Origin of the sequence: Microcoleus sp. N3A4 (assembly GCF_036701805.1) — a bacterium.
Taxonomy (GTDB): Bacteria; Cyanobacteriota; Cyanobacteriia; order Cyanobacteriales; family Microcoleaceae; genus Microcoleus.
Window position 1 is genome coordinate 68,763 of record NZ_JAUBRJ010000006.1, and the last position, 25,456, is coordinate 94,218.

The following is a 25,456-nucleotide window of genomic DNA, read 5'->3' on the forward strand; positions in this document are numbered from 1 at the left end:
ATTACAATTAAAAATTAAAAATTCTCATTGTTAATTTTTAACTTTTAATTTTGAGTTTTTCAGTTCTAAATGAAAGGATTCATATCATCAACTTCAGGTTCGGGAACCTTCTGTTTTTGTTTTGACTGTGGATTTGACTGTGGATTTGACTGTGGATTTGGCTGTGGATTTGGCTGTCGTTTTGACTGTCGTTCCGGCTTTGGTTCCGGCTTTGGTTCCGGCTTTGGTGCCGGCTTTGGTGCCGGCTTTGGTTCCGGCTGCGCTTGGGGCGCCACCAGCAGCTCTTCTTTCAGCGAAATCCTGTCGTCGGTAGCTGCCACCTCTTCTACTTGTGACATCATCTCGCTTTCAACCGCTGCTCCTGACGGGGCTGCCCCGCTGCGGGCTTGCTCGTAGACTGCTGTCCCGAGGGAGTATAGCAGTTGTTTGAAAGATTCGATTTGGTCGGTGAGTTCCTCGCCTGTGATGTCGGGGTTAGCCATCGCCCCTCGCAAGGCTGCTGCTGCTGTTTCGGCTTCGGCTTTGAGGTCGTCGCCCAGCAATTTGGCGTTGGTTTTTAAAGTGACACCACAATTATAGACCAGGGTGTCGGCTTGATTTTTGAGTTCGACGAGTTGAGCGCGCTTGATGTCCTCATCAGCGTAAAGTTCTGCCTCTTGCCGCATCCGCTCGACTTCGGTTTCGCTCAATCCCCCTGTATTAGAAATTTGGATGCTTTGTTCTTTTCCGGTTCCCTTGTCTTCAGCGGCAACTTTAAGAATGCCGTTGGCATCGATTTCAAAGGTAACTTCGATTTGAGGTACGCCGCGGGGGGCTGCGGGAATGCCTTTGAGCAGAAACTTACCGAGACTTTTATTGTCTCTAACCAATGCCCGCTCGCCTTGGAGTACGTGAATTTCTACCGAGGTTTGCCCGTCTGCCGCCGTGCTGTACATTTGCGATCGGCTGGTGGGAATAGTTGTATTGCGATCGATTACTTTGGTAAACACCCCGCCCAAGGTTTCGAGTCCCAGCGAGAGCGGCGTCACGTCGAGCAGCAGCAAGTCTTTGACTTCACCGCCCAACACCCCGGCTTGAATTGCCGCGCCTACCGCTACAGCTTCGTCGGGATTGACCGATTTATCGGGAGCAACGCCGCCAAAATACTTGCTAATTGCCTGTTGAACTGCCGGAATCCGGGTTGAGCCTCCCACTAAAATAATTCTGTCTATCTCTTTGGGGGTCAAACTTGCGTCTTTGAGGGCTTGAGTCACCGGATCGATCGTCGCTTGCACCAAATGAGCCACCAGTTTTTCAAACTGAGCTTTAGAAAGGTCCATTTCCAAATGCTTCGGCCCTTTGTCGTCAGAGGAGATGAAGGGCAAATTGATTGAGGTGGATTCGCGATTGGATAGTTCAATTTTCGCCTTTTCCGCAGCTTCTCGGAGGCGCTGCAATGCCATTTTGTCTTGTGAGAGGTCACTGCCTTCTTGAGTCCGAAAAGCTTCTACCAGCCACTGGACTATGCAGTCGTCAAAGTCGTCTCCTCCGAGATGGTTGTTACCGGATGTAGCGTTGACTTCAAAAATTCCGTCTCCCAGTTGCAGGATCGAAACGTCGAAAGTACCGCCGCCCAGGTCAAAAACTAAGATTTTCTGTTCTATATTTTGTTTGTCCAACCCATAGGAAAGGGCGGCCGCCGTCGGTTCGTTGACTATCCGCAGGACTTCTAGGCCCGCGATCGTACCGGCGTCTTTAGTAGCTTGCCGCTGGGCATCTGTGAAGTAGGCTGGCACTGTAATGACGGCTTGCGTAACAGGTTGTCCCAAATAAGCTTCAGCATCTTGCTTGAGCTTTTGGAGTACCATTGCCGAGATTTCTTGGGGAGTGTGAACCTTGTTCCGAATTTGGACGTTAACTGTGTCGTCTTTGCCTTTTATGCAGGTATAGGGAGTCCGAACTCGTTCTTCTTCCGTGTCGTCCCACCTGCGCCCGATAAATCGTTTGATGCTGTAGACAGTATTTACAGCATTAGTTACAGCTTGGCGCTTGGCCAGTTGACCTACTAAGCGATCGCCCGCCTTGCCAAATCCTACTATGCTCGGAGTTGTGCGCCCGCCCTCGGAATTGGCGATCACTACGGGTTTACCGCCCTCTAACACAGCTACGCAACTGTTAGTCGTGCCTAAGTCAATTCCAATAATTTTTCCCATAGCGCCTCATAAAACTTTGTGGGATGTTTGGAAATCTCCAACTACAAGTTGGGGGATGAAAAACGAATCAGCTTGTTTTAACAAGCATCACCAGACCGGATTTGTAGGAAATAAACTTGATGTCCTAAAGCAATATCAAAGACCGGTAAAAACATTTTTCAGAATTTTTTGAGAAAGCGCCGACCTGCTTTTAGTCCTGAATTAAGAAGTTGGTGAGTCTGCCGCCTTCGGGCCCCCGAATTCTATTCGGGGGTCAGTGACTTTGAGGAATGCAGTAGCTTGTATCCCGATTAACTTTCCGAACTATCGGGATTTTCATCTGACGCTACCACAGATAGCCCAGCCGCTGCAACTTTCACTTTGGCGTGCCGCAAGACGCGATCGCCCAGAATGTAGCCGCGTTCTAGTTCTTGGATGATTGTTCCTTCCTCGTGTTCGTCAGTTGGCTCGCTCAGCAGAGCTTCGTGGAGGTTGGGGTCAAACTGTTCGCCTTCGGGGCGCATCGGAGAAACCCCGATTTGCTTGAGGCTGTCTACCATTTGCTTGTAAACGCTTTGGTAGCTTTTGTGAATGTTCATTTCGCCGTCGGTTTGCGGCTTAATGTGCGATCGAGCGCGCTCGAAATTGTCGATTACCGGCAGCAGGGGTTTGATCGTGAGACACCTTGCCTGTAAATCTAACTCTTCTTTTTCCTTTTGGGTGCGCCTGCGAAAGTTGTCAAAATCTGCTGCTAGGCGAAGATTTTGATTTTTCAGGTCTTCTAATTGAGCGGATGCGGCTTGTAACTGAGTTTTTAAAGCCTCTTTTTCATCGGTTGTCTGGGCCAGTTCCTTCTTCAATGACTCCGCCGCGTCTGCAGTCGGGCTGTTGGTGGAACTGCCGGTGACGGTATCCCCGGATGCGTTTATTGGCGTGCGATCGGCCTGAGCACTTTGATAAGCTCGAGCAAGTTCGATCTCCCAATCGGCTGCTTCGTTTGCTGGTGCCGGCGGATTTTCGCTTGCCATTGGCGAACCCTCTGGGCTTTCCCCAGTTGAGTTAGGATCTCGATCTTGCTGTTTTTCCTCGTCAATCATAAAAGCTGCGCGACAGAACCCTATCAATTCTAGCAGATACATTTAACGCGGTAAATCTAGATAACTATAATTTACTTTCTATGGCACCATCTGATTCATAGAAAATCTCGCCCGATCGGGAGGCATCTCTCAAAGCTTTCAATAAAATCTTGAAAGGGTCGTTTATCTCTCTACCGATACTGTGACCGCAGTGGCAAACAAAACGTTTGTTGCCTTCTAGTTTGCTCTAAATGCGATCGCATTTAGAGCAAATCTTAGAAATCTCTTCTGCTCTTAGTTATACTAAAAAACTTCCTAATTTCGAGGCTTGATGCTTCAAAATTTGCTTAAAACGAACCATCGCGACTTAAACTTATCATCAGTCTGGCTGTTGTAGTCGCACGCCGATGCTTGCCTTTTTTACCAGGGGCTGCGTTTCAAAAGTCTCCCGTAAAATGAATTTGTATGTAGTGAGGAAGTAGTTAGCTTTCTGCTCGTGTAACTCAAATACTAGGTTATTAATCTCGATCAGAATTGGGACTGTTGTTTTTCTAATTCGATACCGAAGTCGCTTGAAATATCAACTTTTTACCGCCAGTTAAATGAGATACACGAGCTGGTCTTGCGAACCTGCTAATCGCTAGATACAATTGATATCTAATTTGCTGATTTCCCAGATTTTTGAATTGTCAAGCTTAGGTCACAAAGGTTCGGACACCAGGGTTGAATCACAGTAATATTTGCTGACCAAAAACTAGAGCCGATCAAAATTTGCGCTGGGGGCTCATGCAGCCGATCGGGCAGTGCACATCGCAGATAATTATTCAAAATATATCTCAAAAGACCGATCGAGACTTTCGTAAAAGCTATCATCATCACAGAACATAGCTCATATTTAACCTAGTACAGCTAACCGCGCCGCCATCGGCGCTGTAATTTGACCAAACAATTTGGGAATATAGAATGAGCGTGGGAAGGTGACACACCCCGCCCCGCTTTTCTCTCCCGGTACGGGCAATCCCCAAGTGATGTGTCCTGACGCTATAACGAGAGTATCCCGGAAGTTAATCAGGTAAGCAAGCAACTTAAGCACTTAACGAACCAGATCAGAGCAAGCACCGGCAAATCCCTCCAACGTCTCGTCAATTTGTGGATGAAAGTTACAGGGGACTACGAGCTTACACTTGACAGATAGGGATTGAGCCATAGCATTATGTTAGCTCATCCATAAGCAAAGAATACAGGGGTTAAAACCCCGCGTTGGTTTTCCTCTCAGCACTCTTTGTGACTGAGTTTCCCACCTATTGAGTGTTTTTTATGACTAACACATCCCAGGGGCTTCGCTCCACATCGCTAGTTGCTGTGAGTACTTTTACTCCGGCTCTCAACAAGATGATTCAGTCGGGTTACGTTAACATCGACCAACTGAAGCAAGCTCAAATTGATAGCCGGAACTCGGGCAAGCGGTTGACGGAGGTATTAGAAGCACTTACCGGGCAGCCGTTGCCCCCAGAATTGCTGCGGCTTTACAAGAAGCAGCAGATGTTTGAACGGAAGATAATCTACGGCGTTGAAGCATTTGACCCGGAGATGAGCGAAATGTCTAACGAGCAACTCGGAGTTATGCTCGACGGGTTGAAGATTTCGATCGACATTTGTCACCAAGGTCGGTTTTTACCTGTAGCGAGGACTGAAACTCAGCCTCCGGCAGTTGTAGTCGCAATGGTAGATCCCGACAACCTCAACGCCATAGAAGATTTGCGGCGGATTTTACAGCCTCACGGCTTGGCTTTGCAGCGACGGGTGATTACGCCAGACGACTATCAGGACATAACTTCGGCCTATCAAGACGACGAAGTTAAGAGGGAAGCTAAAAAAGCTGAAGTCGAAAAGCAGAGAAAGATGGATTTAGGGGAGGGAGATTTTGGCGAGCTCTCGCTAGAAGAGGAGAGTGCCGACCAAGAAGACCTAGCTAACACCTTGGACGATGCTGAGGCGGCTCCGGTAATTAAGGCTGTCAATGTCATTTTGGCTAAAGCTTTGTCGGAAAAGGTGTCTGACATCCACGTAGAACCTCAAGAAGAGTTCATGCGGATTCGGATGCGGAAGGACGGGGTGCTGCAAGAGTATTTCCGGTTTCCCAAGCAGGTAGTGGCATCAATTACGGCTCGTTTCAAGATTATTGCCAACCTGGATATTGCCGAACGCCGACAAGCTCAAGACGGGCGCATCCGGCGGGTGTTTGAGGGACGCACGGTGGATTTCCGGGTGAACAGCTTGCCTTCCCGGTACGGAGAAAAAATCGTACTGCGGATTTTGGACAGTTCCAGCACTCAGTTGGGTTTGGGTTTGTTAATCTCCGACGAGGAAACTCTGGCTTTAGTGCGAGAGAGTGCTAGCCGTCCGTTCGGACTGATTTTGGTGACGGGGCCGACGGGTTCGGGCAAGTCAACTACTCTGTACTCGATTCTGGCGGAACGGAACGATCCGGGGGTTAATATCAGTACGGCGGAAGACCCGATCGAATATGCTTTGCCAGGAATTACCCAATGTCAAGTAATTCGGGAAAAAGACTTGACTTTTTCCAACATTCTGCGGGCGTTTTTGCGGCAAGACCCTGACGTGATGCTGGTGGGAGAAACGCGGGACAAGGAAACGGCAAAAACGGCTCTGGAAGCTGCTTTGACGGGACACTTGGTGCTGACGACGCTGCACACGAACGACGCGGCTGGGGCGGTCGCGCGTTTGGCAGAAATGGGCGTAGAACCGTTCATGGTTTCGGCCGCTCTGTTGGGCGTGTTGGCTCAGCGCCTGATGCGGCGCGTTTGCGACAAATGCTGCATTCCTTACCAGCCTACTGCAGCAGAACTCGGCAAGTACGGTCTGTCGGCTTCTCAAGAAATCGATCTAACTGTTTACAAAGCCAACACTGTACCGGTGGAGGAAAGGAAGGAACTGGCAGAACGCGAGCAACTTTGTCGGAAGTGCGGCGGCCTAGGCTACAAAGGACGGGTAGGGGTTTACGAGTTCCTGAAAAATACTGAGCGGCTTCAAACTCTGATCACTCAAGGCGCTCCCACAGAGCAAATTAAGGAAGCAGCAGTAGAAGAAGGGATGAAAACGTTGTTGGCTTACAGCTTGCAGTTGGTGCGGGAAGGCGCGACTACTTTTGAAGAAGTCGAGCGGGTGACGTTTACTGACTCGGGCCTGGAGGCGGAAATGAAAGCCAAACGCAAGCAGGGACTTACCTGCAAAACTTGTCGGGCGGAATTGAAGCCGGAGATGCTGGATTGCCCGTACTGCTTGACGCCACGCTTTTTGGATTGATTCAGCAGTTAACTGTTGACTATTAACTGTTGACTGTTAACTGGGTTAAATTGGTCAATAGCTATCAACTTGATTAGGGAGACATATCTATGGGTCTGATGATTGAAGACGTACTGGAGTCCCTGGTAGAACAAGGGGGTTCGGACATACACATCCAAGCAGGCGCGCCGATTTTCTTCCGCGTTAGCGGGAAACTCACTCCTCAGACGCAATACGGGGAAATCATGTCTGCTGAGGAAGTGCAGATCCTGATCTTCCAGATGCTGAACAATATGCAGCGCAAGCATTTGGAGATGGAATGGGAACTTGACTGCGCTTACGGGGTTAAGGGATTGGCTCGGTTCCGGGTCAATGTGTACCGGGAACGGGGTGCTTGGGCTGCTTGTTTGCGGGCTCTGGCTTCTAAGATTCCGAACGCAGATGCTTTAGGTGTGCCGCAGATTTTGCGGGATCTGACGGAAAGACCCAGGGGTATGCTGTTGGTGACGGGACAAACGGGTTCCGGGAAAACTACTACGATGGCGGCTTTGTTGGATCTGGTCAACCGGACGCGGGCGGAACACATTCTAACAGTTGAAGACCCGATCGAATATGTGTTTCCCAATGTCAAGAGTTTGTTTCACCAGCGTCAAAAAGGGGAAGATACTAAGAGCTTTTCTAATGCGCTGAAAGCTGCTCTGCGCGAAGATCCTGATGTAATTCTGGTGGGGGAAATGCGCGACTTGGAAACGATCGGTCTGGCAATTTCGGCGGCAGAAACCGGTCACATGGTGATGGGAACGCTGCACACTAATTCGGCGGCTGCAACGATCGATCGGATTTTGGACGTGTTCCCGCCCATTCAACAACCCCAGGTTCGCGCCCAAGTGTCTAACTCTTTGGTGGGAATTTGCAGCCAAAATTTGGTAATAAAAGTTGGGGGCGGCCGCTGCTGCGCTATGGAAATCATGGTGAATACTCCTGCTATGGCTAACTTGATCCGGGAGGGCAAAACTCCAATGATTTACTCCCAAATCCAAATGGGGGCGAAGTTGGGCATGAGGACGATGGAAATGGCTTTAGCTGAACTTTACAAGACTGGTAAAGTCACTTGGGAATCGGCAATGGCTAAGGCTTCTAAGGCTGATGAACTCGAACGCTTGATCGGCCCGGCACCTGCTGGCACCGGCAAGGGAGGAGCTCATTAATTCAGTCATTAGTCATGAGTCATCAGTCATTAGTCATTAGTCATTAGTCATTAGTCATGAGTCATCAGTTATTAGTCATTAGTCAGTTGTTATTAATTATGGGTAACAACTAACAACTAACAACTAACAACTAACAACTAACAACTAACAACTAACAACTAACAACTGACAACTGACAACTAATTTTTAATAAATTTTCAGAGGTGAGCTGTGGCTACCAACGTTATCCGCGAAAAACCGAAAGGTGGCTTTGATTTCAGTAAGATTCAGGAGCAAATCGAGTATAACCTTACCAGTCTTACTGTTAAGGATATGGCTATTTTTGCTCGTCAGTTTGCGGCTATGTTTAATGCAGGGGTGGCGATCGTTAGATGCCTTTCCGTGCTGCACGAGCAGTGTTCTAATGCTAAGCTGAAGCGAGCGCTCAGAAGCATGAATGCTGACGTGCAGGAGGGGATAAACTTGGCAGAAGCGATGGCTAAGTTTCCTGATGTTTTTGACCAACTGTTTATCAGTATGGTGGCGGCGGGAGAAGTCGGGGGGGTGCTAGATGAAACCCTAGACCGTCTGGCGGTGATGATGGAAAAAAATCACAAGACGGAAGCCGAAATTAATTCGGCTATGTCTTATCCGAAGACGGTGTTTTCTATCGCGATCGTGATTTTTTTCGCAATGACTATATTCTTGCTACCAACTTTCGCTAAAATCTTTAAGGATATTGGTGCAGATTTGCCTGCTTTTACGGTGATGATGTTGGGAATTAGTGCATTTTGTACGGCTTGGCCTCCCATCCAACAGGTGACAGTTATTGGGGTGATTATAGCCCTAAAAATGGCCTTAGATATGTACTACAAAACTCCAATAGGGCACCTACAAATTGATAGGATTGTGATGAAGTTGCCGATTTTTGGAGATTTGATCGAAAAATCTGCTGTGGCTCGGTTTTGCGTGATATTTGGGTCGCTGACGCGATCGGGCGTGCCGATTCTCAACTCTTTGGAAATTGTGCGAGATGTGGCGGGGAATCAGGCGATATCAAATGCGATCGAATATGCCAGACAGGAAATTCAAAGCGGTGGCATGATCAGTATTGCTTTGCAAGAACAAGCTGTTTTTCCCTCTTTGGCCATTCAAATGATGGCAATTGGCGAGGAGACAGGGGAACTTGACAAGATGCTGATGAAAGTTGGCGCTTTCTACGAAACAGAAGTGGAAGAAGCAGTAAAAGGACTTACCAGTATGCTAGAACCTCTGATGATTGTTGTCGTCGGTGGTATCGTAGGTTCGATTTTGCTGTCGATGTATCTGCCGATGTTCGCAGTGTTCCAGAAGCTGTAAAAAATAGTCAGCAGTCAGTTGGCAGTTAACAGTTAACAGTTAACAGTTAACTGTTGACTGTTGACTAATTACCTATTACTTAATTTAAAATGTCTGTTAAACAATCACATTACGAGGCCTTACTAGCAGAGTACAGCGAATCTTCTGCCGCGATCGCCCTGCTGAAAAAATATCGGCTTTACATGGAAATGATTCCGAGTATCCGCCGCGCCCATGATAGTTTAATCACAATTCCTTTGCCAATTGCGCGCTTGCGGGACGGGGTTTCTTATGCGGGAAGGGGTGGGACTAGCATATCGCCCGGACAGGCAGTTTGTTTGCCCTGCGATTTGGTGATTTTGATGTGCGATCCCGAATGGAAAGTTAAAATTGGAGTAGAAATTTTAATTTTCATTCATCGTCCGGGCGAAGAGTTTTCTGAGTTGCTCGGCCGCTGGCGGCAGTCTCAGGTTTGGCTGGATAAAGGTTACGAATGGCTGATGCCGTACCGCTACAGACATATTTACAGCGATGAAGCTGAGGCTGTTCATCCGCTATTTGTTTTGTTTGACGAAACGCCCGATCGAATTCAACGCGGTTTGATGGGTGCTGGTTTGCCGTTTGTAGTAGAACGTTTTGAGTCTGCGGTTGAGGAAGCACAAGAGCAAGAGTTTAGAGGAAACGGGGAACAGGGGAGTCTGGGTGAAGAGAGTTATGAGTTGTAGGCGTGGGTGCGATTAAGTTAACCGAACTATCACAATATTTGTAACTTTGTTTTGGTTTAGCGCTATGTTGGGCTGCGGACTTAATCAAGCCCCTGCTTTGACAAAACGTTCTGATAATATCTGCCTGCCATTTCTTCCGCTGTCTCATAGACTTTCCAAGGTTCCTTTAACATATCACCTGGTTCAACTTCTAACTCGCTGGTTGAAAGCGAAACTCGACCTTTTTCAATATCCATCCACACAATCATCGCCCTGATCCAATCGCCATGCTTAAATACCCGATCCAGTTGCTCAACGGGCATTTGAGAAATTGCGGAAATATGCAGTAGGGCAGCATGGCCTCCGATATCTACAAAAAGCCCATATGGTTTGATACGTCTGACAGTCCCATCGATAATTTGCCCAACTCTCAGCATTTTGAGCCTAGTCGTTTTGAGAATATGGTGATGTTCTCTTTCTTCTTGAGTAGGCGATCGATAACGATTTAATCCATACTCTTTATTTAAAGCCACCCTGCGTTCTTGATACCAATCTGGATCGATCTCACCCAAAGCAATGTCTTCAGGTAGGGTACGATAAAGATTTGCAAGTGCTTGTATGTCGTCAAACACTTTATTTTTTTTAGCAGCTATGAATGCTATTTCGTCTAGGGCGTCGGTACAGTATTAGAAGTTGACAACAAAAGAGATGTATGCAATTACTCGGCCAATGAATTCGACTTTATGCCCGGTTGAATTGGCAAAAGCTGAGATATTCGAGCAATAACATGGAGGTTATGGACAACAGCGACTCGACGTAAATCGAAGAGATTTTTCCTTTGTCCAAGATACCGGGCGCGGTTTCCCTGCCAATGACCAATATGGGCTAAAGAATGTTCAACCGTAGTACGCTTTCTCAAGTCGAGACGACCAGTGGTCGTGGATTGACGCGCTCGCAACTCTTGCATTAAAGCCTCATCAGGATGAATTGATACACTACGTCCTCTTTTACTATTTGTGCAGTCGGCTCTCAGAGGACAAATTGCACATTCACTCGGAGGAAAATGAACAACTTTTCCCGGCTCAAATGGGATACTTACCTGATTGGGACAACTGATTAAATGCCGATCCCAATCCAGGAAAAAGGAATTTTTATCAAACAGGCCAGAATTTCTGACTGGCCACGACTTGCAAAATATCTTTAATTTCTCATCCCGCTGTATGACCCAATGACTCGATAAATAAGCCCGGTCAATATGTAACTCAGTTAGGTGAATATTTTGGAGTCTTAAGTCACGTTCTAGGTCAAGTGTAGCAGCAGATTCGGGAGTATTTGCCCGAGTCAATGCTACTGCACGAACCACACCGCTATCTAAATCTTTAAGGATGTGGCGTTTATACCCGTCTATTTTTTGAGATCGGCTTTTCCGTCCATGCCGCATATCTGGGTCTTCAATAGAAATGCGACGGTATGCGGCCACCCCTTTGCTTAAACTCGGAACTCCTTGAGAGTCGAAAGTTACATTTTGAGATTCAATCACTCGGGCCACATCCAGAGTCTCTTTGGCGACTTCAAACTCATCACAATCAGACTGGCTTTGCATCCATTCTTCTACAGAACATAAGCTGTTTAGAATGATTAATAGTGCGTTTTGACGCTCTCCTGGGTCATCCCAGTTTAAGTCTAAGGCTGTTTTTAAGCTGGAACTATTGAGAATTGGCGCACCAGCTAACTCCGCAATTTCTGCTGGCTCCCGCCCCTGTCCAGCACGGGCGATCGCACTCACTGCTTTACGCAAAGCATGACCCAATAGATTATATGTATCTTCGACTTTACCAGCTCCCCATAAGGGGGAAGAATCTAAAGCCGCTTTGAGTTGAGATGAGCCAAACCCACCTTTTTGCTTGGCAATTTCTACGGTGCGGTCAATTAAACGTTGGTCTAATTCTTTTTTAATTAAGCGATTTCTGAATCTAATTAAAGTCGGTTTGCTGAAAGGGGGAGTTTCACAATTAAGGCAATCGAGAACTAACTGCCAACGTTGATCCATCAGCATTTCTTCAATCACTTCATCATCAGAAATCCCTAGATAGGCTTGCAGAATAATTGCTAAGGCAATTTGTGCCGGAGGAACTGGGCTATTACCCACGGTGCTGTCTTTAAAGATGGTAGCGAGTTCTTCTTGGAACTCATCATTAAAGATGAATAAACGGTTAAGTCGCAGAAAGGTGAATAGCTTGGCTCGTTTAATGCGTTTGATAATCAACGCTTCATGGTCTGATAGTTCAATTGGAGGATGCCATAAGGGAGGACGCATAGGGTTTTTTTCTTCTTCCTGATTGTTAGGATTTAACAAGCTCCTCAATTGACTTATCATGCTCGCCCACTTTTGTCAAACCCCTATACTGTACCGACGCCCTAGTACGCTTCGCAAGACGATCGACCATTGCTGTTCGAGTGTTAGTTGCTCCCATAACTCACTCTTCCCTATTTTTCCGTCGTGTGATCCCAAGCTACTCATCAACAAACGTTTCTGCCAATTCTGACCGGGAATAGTTGACGACTTGAGTAATACGCCCCAATTGATGTTGCTGAGATTATTAACTAATGACCAGTCTGATGGACGATACTCATCCTTAACAAATTCAGTAATACCGTCATGAAAAGCTTTGAGTAATTCATCAGGTTTAACTGTAGTAGCGAGACGTGTTGCGGTGTCATTTCGACACATCCACGGGTCGATTCTGAAGAGTATCATCTCATTGCTTGCTTTCTCGGCTATCAATTCTACGCCGTAACCTTCCTCATCAATTATGATTGATGCTGGCAATTGGGAGTCCCGAATTTGACCCAACCAAATGTAAAGTCTTTCGTAAGGATCGAATACAGTCGATGTATAGATTTTGGTACAAACATCACTAGATTCGATGTATATCCAAATGCTCGATCGGTAAGTGGGTTGTGTCAGAGTAATTTTCATTGAACTAAATTTCTTGATTATTATAAATTATGATAAAATGACTAACAATAGCTCCGATCGCCCTAAAATTATGTCGGAAACATTAATTGACATAGGTCTGCCCCCCGCATTTCCCGATCATACACAACTTCCTGAGTCTGACGGTACTTTCGTGAAAAATTTTCAGGAGCATCCTCAAAGTATAATTCTGACCGATTCTATCGGGCCTGTTTTGGAGCGCAGGCATCCCGACGGACGCTACTGCATAGGACAAGATTCTGGTATTTACTGGCGAGAAACTGAGCCACCGGAACAAGGGGCAGAAGCTCCTGACTGGTTCTACGTGCCGAATGTTTCACCGCGCCCGGAACAGGGAAAATATCGCCGTTCTTACGTGCTGTGGCGAGAACATATGGCACCTTTAATTGCTTTGAAATTTGCCAGGGGAAATGGCAATGAAGAACGGGATGCAACTCCTCTGTTGATGACTGATGAAGGAGAGGTGCAAAAACCGGGTAAGTTTTGGGTTTACGAGAAAATTATTCGGATTCCTTACTACGGCATTTATGAGATGAGCACTGATAGATTAGAAGTCTATCATTTGAGAGATTTTGCTTATCAAAAACTCGAACCTAATCAACGCGGTCACTATCCTATTGAACCATTAGAAATTGAGTTGGGACTGTGGCAGGGAAGTTATCAAAATCAAACACAACTTTGGTTGCGGTGGTGGGATATTCACGGGAATTTGTTATTAATTGGTGACGAAAGAGCGGAACTTGAAAAATTGAGAACTGAACAGGAACATCAACGTGCTGAACAGGAGCGTCAACGTGCTGAACGGGCGGAACAAAAAGCGGCGCGACTTGCAGAGCGACTGCTGGCAATGGGTATCGATCCTGATGCAGATGATCTTGGTTGAATCGGAAGATAATAGCACTTATAAAAATCAGTGCTACATATAAATTAGAGACGATTTTTTGTAGGGAAACGGCATTGCCGTCTCCGGCAGGGCTCGGGAGCGAATGAACGATAATTTATATAAGATTGATAATTGTAGGAATACTTTTTGTAATTGGTATTAGTCCTGTTTGGTTTTAATATATAATTTATTAAATCAACCGCAGAGAGCGCAAAGTTGGCAGAAGGGAAAGCCGGCAGAATTACCAATTTATTACATAAGTGCCACTTGCTAGTGAACGGGAGATATTGAGGTGAAATTGTTAAAATACTGGCGTTTAGTTTTATTAGGTTTAGTTTTTGGGATGGCTGTAATTCTCTCAAATTGCAGCACTACCTCAAACACGGTTAGCAATAATTCTCCAACTCCGACAACTCCCGCCGCAGTACCACCGGGAGCTTTAGTCTACGGTGCGGGCGGGCCGCCGGTCAATCTGGAACCGGGAAATATTACTGATGGTAATTCGGTGATTGCGATCGACCAAATCTACAATCGCTTGACTGATTTTAAACCGGGAACTGTGGAACTTGAGCCGAGTCTCGCTACTAAATGGTCAAGTTCCACAGATAGCAAAACGTGGACTTTTAAGTTGCGATCCGGGGTCAAATTTCACGACGGGACGGATTTTGACGCGGAAGCTGTTAAGTTTAATGTGGATCGCTGGTGGGATGCGAAAAATCCTAACGGTTATCGAGAATCTGGCAAGACTTATCAAATTTGGAAAGATTTTTTTGGTGGCTTTAAGGGTGATAAAACTTCCCTGGTAAAAGATGTGGCAGTTGTTGATAAGTCTACTATTAAGTTTGTTTTAAATCAACCTTTTGCTGCTTTTCCCTCGGCGATAGGTTCCGGTTATTTCGGGATGGCGAGTCCGGCGGCGGTGAAAAAAGCGGGTGCTAAATACGGCACTCCTGGGTCGCTGGCGGTGGGTACGGGACCTTTTGTGTTTCAGGAATGGCGATCGGGCGATCGCATTATCTTAGCAAAAAATCCGAATTATTGGAAAACTGGCACGCCAAAAGTCAATCAATTGGTAATTCGTTTTGTTGACGATCCGGCGGCGAGATTGGCTCAGTTGCGAGCGGGTCAACTTGATTTTACTGTGGATTTAACGCCGGATCAATTGAAAGAAGTTCAAGGAGATCCTAATTTAGAAGTTGTTGTGCGACCTTCTTTTAATGTCGGTTATTTAGCCTTAAATCCGAGTTACGCACCTTTATCAAAACCGGAAGTCAGGCGGGCGATCGCCCAAACAATTAACAAGCCAGCAATAGTCCAAGCTTTCTGGGGAGAACTCGGAAAACACGACTCGGAATTTATCCCGCCTGCGCTGAATTTGGCGAAGTCCGATCGAGTTAAAGATTATGAATTTAACCCGCAGCAAGCTAAAGCAATGCTCGCGAAAGCCGGTTATCCGAACGGTTTTGATTTGGATTTGTGGTATATGCCCGTCAGCCGTCCCTATTTTCCCACGCCGAAGCCGATTGCTGAGGCTTTTGCGGCGGATTTGAGCGCGATCGGGATTCGGGTAAAGTTGCTAACAAAAGATTGGTCTGCTTATTTGGCCGATCGGCTAAAACCTCCCGGATTTCAAGCTTTTATGATGGGCTGGACAGGAGATTACGGCGATCCAGACAATTTCTATTATCCTCACTTCGGGCCTGGTTCGACGGCGGATTTGGGAAATTGGAAAAATCCGAAAGTTCTGGAACTTTTGGATCGGGGGAGGGCGAGTGGCGATAAAGCAGCTAGGGCGAAAATTTATGCGGAAGTTAGCGAGATTTTGCATGGGGAAGCTGTCCGTTTGCCGATCGTACATTCGCAGCCGCTTTTAGGGAAACGCAAGAATATTAAAGGTTGGATTCCGAGCCCTTTGGGTTCTGAGTCTTTTGAGGAAGTTAGTCATTAGTCAGCAGTCATTAGTCAGCAGTCATTAGTCATTAGTCATTGTATTAAATATTATTGGTAAAATCCGCCCCAAAAATGTTACACTAGACAAAAGTCTCAGTTAAATGCTCTCTAATAGAACTATGCAACTTACTGGACAGCGATACTACTCGATCGACGAATATCTGGCACTAGAGGAGGCTGCTGACTACAAAAGCGAATACATTGATGGTGAAATATTTCCTATGGCCGGTGGCTCTACTAATCACAATCAAATAGCGCTCAACTTCAGTACCGAACTAAATTTCGCATTCAAAAAACTTGACTGTCGAGTGTTTATGAGTGATGTCCGCTTGTGGATACCCAAGAAGCGCATCTATACCTATCCCGATGTGATGGTAGTGATTGGAAAGCCGGAGTATTATAATAACCGCCCGGATACGATTACCAATCCCAGAGTAATTATTGAGGTTTTGTCAGCTTCAACTAAAGGATACGATCGCAGCAAAAAGTTTGAAGCATACCGCACGATTCCCACTGTTGAGGAATACTTATTGCTCGACCAAACTCGGAGATATATCGAACATTTTTCTAAGACGGATAATAAACGATGGTCGTTTGCTGAGTACAATGAATTGGATGAGGCGATCGCGCTTTCTTCGGTATCCTTTGAAATTTCTGTGGCAGATATCTATAATAAGGTAAATTTTGAAGAGGTAGATGCAGAAATTGCACCCGAAGTTGGAGAAGTTTAAGGTAGTGCAGATTCCCAATTTTTTAAGGTGTTGGTGAGCTAGAGAGCCGAACTACCGCCAGATAAGCTGTTTCATACGCCATCCACCACCAATTAGCTGGTTGTTGACGAATATTTATTAAAAAAAATGATTAATTATATTGCTAAACGTTTGCTAGGATTGCTCCCAGTTATTTTGGGAATCACTCTACTAGTATTTATATTTTTGCATTTGATACCGGGAGACCCAGCTACAGTGCTTTTGGGAGAACGGGGAACTCCCGAACAGGTGGAAATCTTGAGAGCGAGGTTGGGTCTGAATCAGCCTTTACCGCTGCAATATTTGGCTTTTTTATGGAGTTTTATCCGCTTTGATTTGGGAAATAGCATTATTAGCGGTATTCCCATAATTGATGAAATTAGAAGTCGCTGGCCTGCTACTTTTGAACTGTCTGTGGTGGCGATGTTGGTGGCACTTCTTATCGGAATTCCGGCCGGGATTTTGGCTGCTGTTCGGAAAAATAGCTGGCTGGACAATCTCGCGATGAGCGGTTCGTTAATTGGCGTATCTTTGCCCGTGTATTGGTTGGGATTGATGTTGATTTATTTGTTTGCAGTTTATCTGAAATGGCTGCCTCCTAGCGGGCGGATTAGTGTAGATTTGGGGTTTGGTTTTAAGTCGATTACGGGTGTTTATGTTTTGGATTCTTTGCTGAGGTGGAATTTGGCGGCTTTGCGAGATGCGATCGCCCATTTAATCCTGCCAGCCTTGACTTTAGGAACTATTCCTCTGGCGATTATAGCTCGCATCACTCGTTCTGCGATGCTGGAAGTGCTTTCTCAAGATTACATCCGCACTGCGAGGGCAAAAGGATTGCCGGAATATTGGGTGATTTTGAAACACGCTTTGAAAAATGCGTTTTTGCCGATCGTCACAACTATCGGTTTGCAGTTCGGCACTCTTTTAAGCGGCGCTATTTTGACTGAAACGATTTTCTCGTGGCCGGGAATTGGTTCTTGGATTTATAGCGGTATTTTGACGCGAGATTACCCAATTGTCCAAGGAGGAGTAATTTTTGTGTCTGTGACTTTTGTACTGATTAATCTGGCGGTTGATATTTCCTATGCTTTTTTCGATCCGAGAATTCAGTACCGTTAATTAAAAGGGGAGTTCAACAGAAAATGCTTGTTTAACATCCGGACGCAGCAGGTAGTAAATGCTAGCCACTGCAAAACCCAGGGTTAAAAAATTAACCGCTGCACCTGCGCTGCCAAACATTTTAGCAATTTGCGCGAGGGTGGCGATGACATGGATAATTAATGTTCCCGTCCAAGCCCATTTTTTGAGTTGAAACAAACCCCATGTTAAGATTAAGGAAATAATTCCGATAAGTAGAGCGATCGTCGCAAAAATTGCAATGAAGCCGCCGATTACAGTGCCAACTTTCGCCCCGCCGACAGCCGCACCGAGACCGCCAAAAATGCCAGCAAAAAGTAAGATGAACAAGCCGTCAAGGATGCTGAAGACGCCGCTAATTAGCTGCAAGATTGCCAGAACTGTAACGCTTTGAGGACGATTCATTATTTTGATTTTCCATTTTTAACGGATTTGAAAAATATTTTAACCTGTTGTGGACACAGGGCGGATATGTATTAGATATCTCCAGAAAAGTCTTTTTTGAACAGGCAAGATGCCTGTTCCACAAGAATTATTAGGAAATGTCTATTCAGGACTTACACAATGCTAACCGTGAAACCGGGTTTCTGCGCGGATTTTTCGCGGACAAACCTGTTATTTCTCGCAGAAGCCGGGTTTATGAGAATAAGCGTCTTAATACTGTGTCGTTGCGAGATTCGCACTGCTAGATGCGATCGCTAACAGGAGTTCGCACTGACCTAGTTTAGTCGATCGCCCGCTGCCCGATCCGACTTTGTCGCTGGTGAGGAGCGCGCTCCTAGATCCCAAAAATGATATTATTTACTAAAATATATTTTTATTTGCCAGCAGCCGGGAGCGATTCTGTTTAGACCCACCTCTTTTAGCTGAAAAAACTTAACATTATTTAACAAGTTGAAAAGATTAGCTATAATTGTTTACAGGTGCGGGTTGGGGAACTTTTTTAAGTTCACCCGATCGGATGAGTCTGAAAGACGATGCCAAGCATCAGCAAAAATTTTACCTTTAAGGTAATCCTGAGATTAAATTAGGTGAGTCGGTATGATCGTTAGCCCTAAAAAGGAAACTGCTCAGGTCAAGGTGGAAGATTCTCAGACTGCAGACACCAAGGCCGCAGAGACCAAAATTGCAGATAACAAAACCGCCCAAAAGCAGTCTCCAAAGAAACCCGCGCGCAAACCGCTGCGGTGGGCGATTGGGTTGGTTGCAGCCGGGTTGCTAGCTGTACCGACCACTATATATGTAGCAAAAAGTCGATCGCAGCCGAAAGTAGATGCGATCGCCACTATGACAGTGCCGGTGGAAGCGCAAAACCTCACGGTGCGGATCACGTCCAGCGGCACGGTGCAGCCCGTACAGCGCGTGAATCTCAGCCCCAAAGGCTCGGGGCGGATCGCAGAATTATTTGTCGAACAGGGCGATAAAGTCGAAGCAGGACAAATCGTTGCTCGCATGGAAAGCCGCGATGTAGAAGCTCAACTAGCTCAAGCTAAAGCCCGCGAAGCCAGCGCGCGAGCAAAACTCGCCAAAATCGAAGCCGGGAATCGATCGGAAGACATCGCCAGCGCCCGAGCGCGCTTAGATCAAGCCGAGGCCAGTCTGGCGCAAGTTCAAGCCGGCAGCCGCGTGGAAGAAGTTGCAGGAGCCAGAGCCCGCTTGCAGCAAACTCAAGCAGGCTTGCAGCGACTGCGAGCCGGCAGCCGCGTGGAAGAAGTCAGCCAAGGGCGAGCTCGTTTAGCCCAAGCTCAAGCTCGTTTAGCAGACGCTCAAACCGGCAGTGTCAAACAAGAAATTGCCCAAGCACAAACGCAAATTGACTCGAGTAAAGCGCAAGCCGAACTAACAGCTCAGCGGGTGGAACGCAACCGACCGCTAGTGGAAGAAGGTGCTCTGGCTAAAGATAAACTGGATGAATTAATTAAAGAAAATCGTACAGCCCAAGCTAAATTAACAGAATCTCAAAAACGCCTGCAACAACTGCAAGAAAATCGGCTGTCGCAAATTCAGCAACTGCAAGCTGCTTTGGAAGTAGAGCAGCAAGCATTGAAGCAATTGCAAAACGGCACGCGATCGGAAGAAATTGCCAAAGCCGAAGCAGAAGTTGCCGAAGCCAAAAGCAAATTAGTGCAGCTAGAAAACGGCAACCGTCCAGAAGAAATCGCCAAAGCCGAAGCAGCAGTTGCTGAAGCAAAAAGCCAATTTGCCGCACAAGAAAACGGTTCTCGCCCCGAAGAAATAGCTTCCGCTAAAGCTGATTTAGCCGAAGCTCAGGCTCAAGTCCGTTTTCAAGAAGTGCAGTTAGAAGATACGAAAGTTCGCGCTCCTTTTGCTGGAATTATTACCCAAAGATACGCCATCCAAGGAGCTTTTGTAACTCCCGCAACTTCGGCCTCGGAAGCTACTTCGGCAACTTCGACATCGATTGTCGCTTTAGCTAGAGATGTGGAAGTTTTAGCGAAAGTCCCGGAGGCTGATATCAGTCAAATTAAACCGGGTCAAGAAGTTGAAATAGTCGCCGATGCTTATCCAGATAAAGTGTTTAAAGGCCGCGTTAAGTTAATTGCGCCGGAAGCTGTTAAGGAACGGGATGTGACGCTATTTCAAGTGCGAGTTGCGATCGATACGGGCAAAGAGTCGCTGCAATCGGGGATGAATGTAGATTTGAGATTTGTCGGTCAAAAGCTGAGCAATGCTTTAGTTGTGCCGACGGTGGCAATTGTCACTAATAAAGGTCAAACGGGTGTGCTAGTTCCCGATGAGAAACAACAGCCGAAGTTTAAGCCTGTTACGGTTGGATCGACTATTGGCAACAAGATTCAGATTTTGGAGGGTGCAAAAGCTGGCGATCGGGTTTTTACCGAACTTCCTCAAGGTAAAAAGCTGGAGGATATTATCAAGAATCAGAAATAGGACATAGGGCATGGGGAATAGGGCATGGGGCATTATTTATCTCGATCGCTCTAGGGTGTTTTAAAACCCGGAGATCCCCCCTAACCCCCCTTAATAAGGGGGGGACAAGAGCAGTCAAAGTCCCTCTTAATAAGGGGGGGACAAGAGCAGTCAAAGTCCCTCTTAATAAGGGGGGGACAAGAGTATTCAAAGTCCCCCTTATTAAGGGGGATTTAGGGGGATCGAGACTCGGCTACAAGCGAGATTTATTATGGGTTTAAATATTAAGTTTACACGAATAATCCAAATCCCAAATCCCAAATCTAAAATCTAAAATCCAAAATCTAAAATCGAATTATGGATATTGTTGAAAGCGTTAAAATGGCCGTCACAACTTTGATGGCAAACAAGCTTCGCAGCACCTTGACGATGTTAGGAATTATCATCGGCAATGCTTCGGTCATTTCAATGATCGGTATCGGGGAAGGAGCTCAAACATTTATCGAGGGACAGGTTAACTCTCTGGGTTCAAACTTGCTATTTATTATTCCCGGAAGTCCTGAAGCGCAAAGCCGCCCGGTGATTCCGCCCCAGACTTTAGTAGTGGAAGATGCAGAGGCGATCGCCTCTCAAGTTGCTTCTGTCCAAGAAGTCGCACCTACTCTCAACGACAGCCAACTCGTTACATTCCGCAACAAAAATGTCTCATCTTCCATTGTCGGAACTACCCCAGAATTTCTGACAGTCAGAAGCTTTGATGTTGGTCAAGGTCGTTTTTTAAGCAAATTAGATTTAGAAAGACAAGAAAATGTGGTTGCTTTAGGATCGGAAGCAGCCGAACAATTGTTTGGCACTACACAACCAGTTGGTCAATACATTCGCATCAAAAACTCGACTTTTCAAGTGATTGGGGTCATGCAGGCAAAAGGTTCTAGTTTTGGCGACAATCAAGATATGAACGTTTATTTGCCGCTGACAACAATGGCAAATCGGATCGTAGGTCGATCGTCTCCCTACGGTACAAAAGTAACATTTATTTCGGTTGCCATCAAGGATGAAACTATGATGCAAGCGGCCCAATTTCAAATAGAAAATTTGCTGAGATTGCGTCATAAAATTACTAAGGAAGATGATTTTACTGTCCGAAATCAGAAAGATTTGATGAAGACGTTGGGCAGCATTACTGGTGCTTTGACGTTGATGTTGGCTTTCGTGGCGGCAATTTCGCTGTTTGTCGGCGGCATCGGGATTATGAATATCATGCTGGTTTCTGTTACCGAACGCACGAAGGAAATTGGATTGAGAAAGGCGATCGGAGCTTCTCAGCAGGATATCCTAATTCAGTTTATGATCGAGTCTGTGATTTTGTCAGCGGCAGGCGGGGCGATCGGCACTGGATTCGGTATCGGCGGCGTGCTTTTAGTAGCGGCTTTTACTCCCCTGCAAGCTAGCGTTTCCCCAGTGGCGATCGCACTTGCAGTCGGTGTTTCCGGCAGTATCGGCTTATTTTTTGGCATAGTACCTGCAAAACAAGCTGCTAAATTAGACCCGATTGTGGCATTGAGAAGTGCTTAAGTAGTCATTAGTCATTAGTCATTAGTCATTAGTCATTGGTTATTGGTTATTTGTGGGTTTCAATTACAATGCCTAATTCCCGATGCCCCATGCCCAATAACAAATAACAATAACAATAACAAATAACAAATAACCAATAACAAATAACCAATAACAAATAACCAATAACAAATAACCAATAACCAATTATGAATTTTATTGAAAGCGTCAAAATGGCCGGTCAAACGCTACTAGCCAACAAAACTCGCAGCAGTTTAACAATGATTGGCATGATTGTCGGCAACGCCTCAGTAATTGCCATGATTGGAATTGGAGAAGGAGCTCAAAAATTTGTAGCAGGACAAGTCCAATCCCTGGGTACAAACGTATTAATCGTGAGGCCGGGAGTTCCCAACGCTAGGCGAAGTGCCATCTCAAGTGCGCCTCAAACTCTCGTACTGCCAGACGCTAAAGCGATCGCAACTCAAGTCCCCTCCGTTCAAGGCGTGTCAGCAGAACTTAACAGTTCCGAAATAGTTCGCTACAGCAACAAAAATGTTTCGGCTCTAATTTTTGGCACGATTCCAGAATTTCTACAAGTCAGAAGCTTTGAAATGGCAAAAGGGCAGTTTTTGACCGAACTAGATGTTAAGCAAAGTAACCAAGTTGTGGTTCTCGGTTCAGAATTAGCGGAGAAACTTTTTGGCAATACAAATCCCTTGGGCGAACAGATACGTATCCAAAATGTCAGCCTCAAAGTAATTGGAGTATTGGCACCTAAAGGCACATCTTTTGGTACGAATTACGATAACTCGGCTGCTGTGCCGATCGCCACAATGGCCAACCGCATTGTCGGGCGGAAATCTCCCTACGGTTTAGCTGTTACCTCGATGTATATTTCTATTAAAGATGAGTTGCAAATGGACGCGGCGCAATTTCAGGTAGAAAACTTGCTGAGATTGCGGCACAAAGTTACTACGGAAGATGACTTTACTGTGAGAAATCAAAAAGATTTAATGGCAACAATGGGTGCGATTTCTGGGGCTCTGACACTTATGTTAACTGCTGTTGCCAGCATTTCCCTATTAGTAGGCGGCATTGGGATTATGAACATTATGCTGGTTTCTGTCAGCGAACGCACTCAGGAAATTGGGCTCAGAAAGGCGATCGGCGCATCCCAACAAGATATCTTATTTCAATTTATTGTCGAAGCTGTAATTTTATCCGCCGCCGGAGGGATAGTCGGTACTTGCGTAGGTATCGGCGGTATCTTGCTTGTAGGTAATTTCACGCCCTTGCAAGCTGGAATATCACCCGTGGCGATCGCCCTTGCTGTCAGCGTGTCCGGCACAGTGGGCCTCTTCTTCGGCGTCGTCCCCGCCCGCCAAGCCGCCAAACTCGACCCGATCGCAGCTTTGAGAAGTTCTTAATCAATATATACTTACTCAGTTACACAATCTGGCCTTTTATGCTGGTAAAAATTATCTTGCTCTAAATATTAAAAAAAACAGTTTTTTTATAAAAAATCACCAACATTGCAGTATCTAATGCAGTTTTTATATCTGTATTTTTACGCAGATTCAAAGCGCAAAACTTCATAAAAAGCCCGTTAAATATTAAATAAAGCTTGGTTGTGGCGTTTACTTATCAACCAGAAAGTTTAATACTATTAAATCAGGGGTAAACACACCTAAGCATCTACAGACGGTACGAACCTTTGCGCTTTAATCAAAATATCCAATAAATAAACATGGCATCCCTGACCCCTAGTCCTAAATTTGACTATCTCGAAGGAACCACCCAACCAGACAGATTTAACGGATTGGATGGCAACGACATAATTTATGCCAACAGCGGAGATGACTATCTCGAAGGCGGTCAAGGTAAAGACAAAATCTGCGGCGACCAAGGCAACGATACTATCACCGGCGGTGCAGACGACGACATCCTCTGGGGAGGCAAAGGCAGCGACCTAATTAATGGCGATTCCGGGAACGATCTCATCTACGCGGGCGCAGGTAACGATACCATCACCGGCGGCACAGGCGATGATATATTTGCCATTGCTAAAGGCAGCGGCGGCCAAACTATAGCTGCCGCCGACTACATCGCCGACTTCGGCAGTGGCAATGACAAAATTCGATTGCTAGACGGTCTCAGCTTTGAAGACTTAAACATCCAGCAAGGCACCGGAGTCAACAGCAACAGCACCGTAATTCAAGACAAACTCACGGGCGAATATTTAGCAGTATTGCCAGGAGTCAACAGCAGCACGATCGATCGCAACAACTTCACAAATCACCTATCGGGAAACCCCGTTCTCGATTGGAACGGAGTCATGCTGAATGCAGTGCGGACAGGCAATACCGCGCCTCCCCTCGCCTCCCGCAACATGGCAATGGTTCACGCAGCCGTTTACGATGCTGTTAACTCCATCAGCAAAAAATACACCCCTTACCTCGTGGAAATAGACCCACCCGCAGGTACATCAGCAGAAGCTGCCACCGCCGCAGCCGCCCACCGCGTCTTAGTCAACGTCTACCCAGCGCAAGCAGCCACATTCAACGAAGCATACGCATCGTCTTTAGCTAAAATTACCGACGGCAAAGCCAAACAAGACGGGATCGTCCTCGGACAGCAAGTTGCCGACCAAATTATCAGTTCCCGGAGTACAGACGGCAGCGCGAAAGAAGTGCCGTACACCCCCTCAACCGACCCCGGCCTTTGGACGCCGACTCCCCCCGCTTTTGCTGTAGGGCTGGCGCCGCAGTGGCCCGGCGTTACTCCCTTTGCTATGACTAGCGGTTCTCAGTTTCGCACGTCGGGCCCGCCCGCCCTTGAGGGCGCCAAGTACGCCGAGGAATTGAACTACGTCAAAGAAATCGGCAAAATCGACAGTCTGACGCGCACGCCAGACCAAACTGCGATCGCCAAATTCTGGGGAGATGGCGCAGGCACGTTCACCCCGCCCGGCCACTGGAACCAAATCGCCGAAGATGCAGCCAGCCTAGCGGGTACATCCTTAGAAGATAACGCCCGCTTGTTCGCCCTGTTAAATATTGCCCTGGCCGATGCAGCTATTGTTTCCTGGGATGGTAAGTACCAGTACAACTCGTGGCGGCCGGTGACAGCTATCCGCCAAGCTGACAAAGACAACAACCCGAACACCACCGCCGACCCCCTGTGGACTCCGCTGCTAATTACTCCGCCATTTCCTGAGTACACGTCGGGGCACAGTACCTTTAGCGGTGCTGCAGATGCAGTTATAAGCTCTGTATTTGGTTCGGATTTTGGCTTTGGGGACAAGGGAGATAAGTCTGTCAATAGTTTGCGAACTTTTGAAAATTTTAGCGAAGCAGCCGACAATGCGGGCATGAGTCGCCTTTACGGAGGCATTCATTTCATGAGTGCTAACGTAGATGGTTTGAGTTCTGGTAGAAATGTGGGGAATTATGTTGTCCAGAATTTCTTAAAGGCTTAGGAAAGCTGTTTTGTGGGGTGGGGGCGGGTTTAC

At 46.5% G+C, this 25,456-nt stretch carries 20 protein-coding genes; 12 read left to right on the forward strand and 8 right to left on the reverse strand.

Annotated elements, in window-relative coordinates; genetic code table 11:
• Window positions 1-65: 65 nt before the first annotated feature.
• The 3 genes from dnaK to QUA56_RS05405 form a co-directional block, all read right to left on the reverse strand.
• Window positions 66-2,192: a molecular chaperone DnaK gene (gene dnaK, locus QUA56_RS05395; protein ID WP_333354240.1), complete on the reverse strand. Its 2,127-nt coding sequence runs from the start codon at window positions 2,190-2,192 to the stop codon at window positions 66-68.
• Between the two features lie 290 nt (window positions 2,193-2,482).
• The gene (grpE, locus tag QUA56_RS05400; protein ID WP_333354243.1) at window positions 2,483-3,268 is read right to left on the reverse strand and encodes a nucleotide exchange factor GrpE; all 786 of its coding nucleotides are present in this window, start codon (window positions 3,266-3,268) and stop codon (window positions 2,483-2,485) included.
• 874 nt (window positions 3,269-4,142) lie between these two features.
• Window positions 4,143-4,340 carry a hypothetical protein gene (locus tag QUA56_RS05405; protein WP_333354246.1) on the reverse strand — a complete coding sequence of 66 codons (198 nt, stop codon included), beginning with the start codon at window positions 4,338-4,340 and terminating at the stop codon, window positions 4,143-4,145.
• Window positions 4,341-4,564: 224 nt separating this feature from the next.
• On the opposite strand from QUA56_RS05405, the gene QUA56_RS05410 reads away from it, so the two are divergent.
• The 4 genes from QUA56_RS05410 (at window position 4,565) to QUA56_RS05425 (ending at window position 9,803) form a co-directional block, all read left to right on the forward strand.
• Window positions 4,565-6,574 (forward strand): GspE/PulE family protein, encoded by a 2,010-nt coding sequence (locus QUA56_RS05410; protein ID WP_333354250.1) that lies wholly within the window; start codon window positions 4,565-4,567, stop codon window positions 6,572-6,574.
• 89 nt (window positions 6,575-6,663) lie between these two features.
• Window positions 6,664-7,761, forward strand: coding sequence for a type IV pilus twitching motility protein PilT (locus QUA56_RS05415; RefSeq protein ID WP_333354253.1), 1,098 nt, complete (start codon window positions 6,664-6,666; stop codon window positions 7,759-7,761).
• Window positions 7,762-7,971: 210 nt separating this feature from the next.
• Window positions 7,972-9,099 carry a type II secretion system F family protein gene (locus QUA56_RS05420; RefSeq protein WP_333354256.1) on the forward strand — a complete coding sequence of 376 codons (1,128 nt, stop codon included), beginning with the start codon at window positions 7,972-7,974 and terminating at the stop codon, window positions 9,097-9,099.
• Window positions 9,100-9,188: 89 nt separating this feature from the next.
• Window positions 9,189-9,803 (forward strand): hypothetical protein, encoded by a 615-nt coding sequence (locus QUA56_RS05425; RefSeq protein ID WP_333354259.1) that lies wholly within the window; start codon window positions 9,189-9,191, stop codon window positions 9,801-9,803.
• An 80-nt stretch (window positions 9,804-9,883) separates the two neighbouring features.
• Here QUA56_RS05425 and QUA56_RS05430 read toward each other — a convergent pair whose 3' ends face one another.
• The 3 genes from QUA56_RS05430 to QUA56_RS05440 form a co-directional block, all read right to left on the reverse strand.
• The gene (locus tag QUA56_RS05430) at window positions 9,884-10,414 is read right to left on the reverse strand and encodes a S1 RNA-binding domain-containing protein (protein WP_333354262.1); all 531 of its coding nucleotides are present in this window, start codon (window positions 10,412-10,414) and stop codon (window positions 9,884-9,886) included.
• A gap of 86 nt (window positions 10,415-10,500) precedes the next feature.
• Window positions 10,501-12,099, reverse strand: coding sequence for an IS1182 family transposase (locus QUA56_RS05435; RefSeq protein ID WP_333354265.1), 1,599 nt, complete (start codon window positions 12,097-12,099; stop codon window positions 10,501-10,503).
• A gap of 75 nt (window positions 12,100-12,174) precedes the next feature.
• Window positions 12,175-12,762: a hypothetical protein gene (locus QUA56_RS05440; protein ID WP_333354268.1), complete on the reverse strand. Its 588-nt coding sequence runs from the start codon at window positions 12,760-12,762 to the stop codon at window positions 12,175-12,177.
• A gap of 70 nt (window positions 12,763-12,832) precedes the next feature.
• On the opposite strand from QUA56_RS05440, the gene QUA56_RS05445 reads away from it, so the two are divergent.
• The 4 genes from QUA56_RS05445 (at window position 12,833) to QUA56_RS05460 (ending at window position 17,481) form a co-directional block, all read left to right on the forward strand.
• Window positions 12,833-13,663: a Uma2 family endonuclease gene (locus tag QUA56_RS05445; protein WP_333354495.1), complete on the forward strand. Its 831-nt coding sequence runs from the start codon at window positions 12,833-12,835 to the stop codon at window positions 13,661-13,663.
• Between the two features lie 292 nt (window positions 13,664-13,955).
• Entirely contained in the window at window positions 13,956-15,611 is a 1,656-nt protein-coding gene (locus QUA56_RS05450) for an ABC transporter substrate-binding protein (protein WP_333354271.1), read from the forward strand.
• Window positions 15,612-15,732: 121 nt separating this feature from the next.
• Entirely contained in the window at window positions 15,733-16,344 is a 612-nt protein-coding gene (locus QUA56_RS05455) for a Uma2 family endonuclease (protein WP_333354274.1), read from the forward strand.
• Between the two features lie 126 nt (window positions 16,345-16,470).
• On the forward strand, window positions 16,471-17,481 hold the full coding sequence (locus tag QUA56_RS05460) for an ABC transporter permease (protein ID WP_333354278.1): 1,011 nt from the start codon (window positions 16,471-16,473) through the stop codon (window positions 17,479-17,481).
• Here QUA56_RS05460 and QUA56_RS05465 read toward each other — a convergent pair whose 3' ends face one another.
• Both QUA56_RS05465 and QUA56_RS05470 read right to left on the reverse strand, forming a co-directional pair.
• Window positions 17,482-17,904, reverse strand: a complete 423-nt coding sequence (locus QUA56_RS05465; RefSeq protein WP_333354280.1) for a hypothetical protein — start codon at window positions 17,902-17,904, stop codon at window positions 17,482-17,484. It abuts the gene before it with no gap.
• A gap of 249 nt (window positions 17,905-18,153) precedes the next feature.
• Entirely contained in the window at window positions 18,154-18,288 is a 135-nt protein-coding gene (locus QUA56_RS05470; RefSeq protein ID WP_333354283.1) for a hypothetical protein, read from the reverse strand.
• A 252-nt stretch (window positions 18,289-18,540) separates the two neighbouring features.
• On the opposite strand from QUA56_RS05470, the gene QUA56_RS05475 reads away from it, so the two are divergent.
• The 4 genes from QUA56_RS05475 to QUA56_RS05490 all read left to right on the forward strand — a co-directional run bounded on the left by QUA56_RS05475 (window position 18,541) and on the right by QUA56_RS05490 (window position 25,423).
• Complete coding sequence (locus tag QUA56_RS05475; protein ID WP_333354286.1) at window positions 18,541-20,409, forward strand: efflux RND transporter periplasmic adaptor subunit; 1,869 nt, start codon at window positions 18,541-18,543, stop codon at window positions 20,407-20,409.
• A 336-nt stretch (window positions 20,410-20,745) separates the two neighbouring features.
• Complete coding sequence (locus QUA56_RS05480) at window positions 20,746-21,963, forward strand: ABC transporter permease (RefSeq protein WP_333354289.1); 1,218 nt, start codon at window positions 20,746-20,748, stop codon at window positions 21,961-21,963.
• A gap of 188 nt (window positions 21,964-22,151) precedes the next feature.
• The gene (locus QUA56_RS05485) at window positions 22,152-23,372 is read left to right on the forward strand and encodes an ABC transporter permease (RefSeq protein ID WP_333354292.1); all 1,221 of its coding nucleotides are present in this window, start codon (window positions 22,152-22,154) and stop codon (window positions 23,370-23,372) included.
• Between the two features lie 320 nt (window positions 23,373-23,692).
• Window positions 23,693-25,423 carry a chemotaxis protein CheB gene (locus QUA56_RS05490; protein WP_333354294.1) on the forward strand — a complete coding sequence of 577 codons (1,731 nt, stop codon included), beginning with the start codon at window positions 23,693-23,695 and terminating at the stop codon, window positions 25,421-25,423.
• Window positions 25,424-25,456 lie beyond the last annotated feature (33 nt).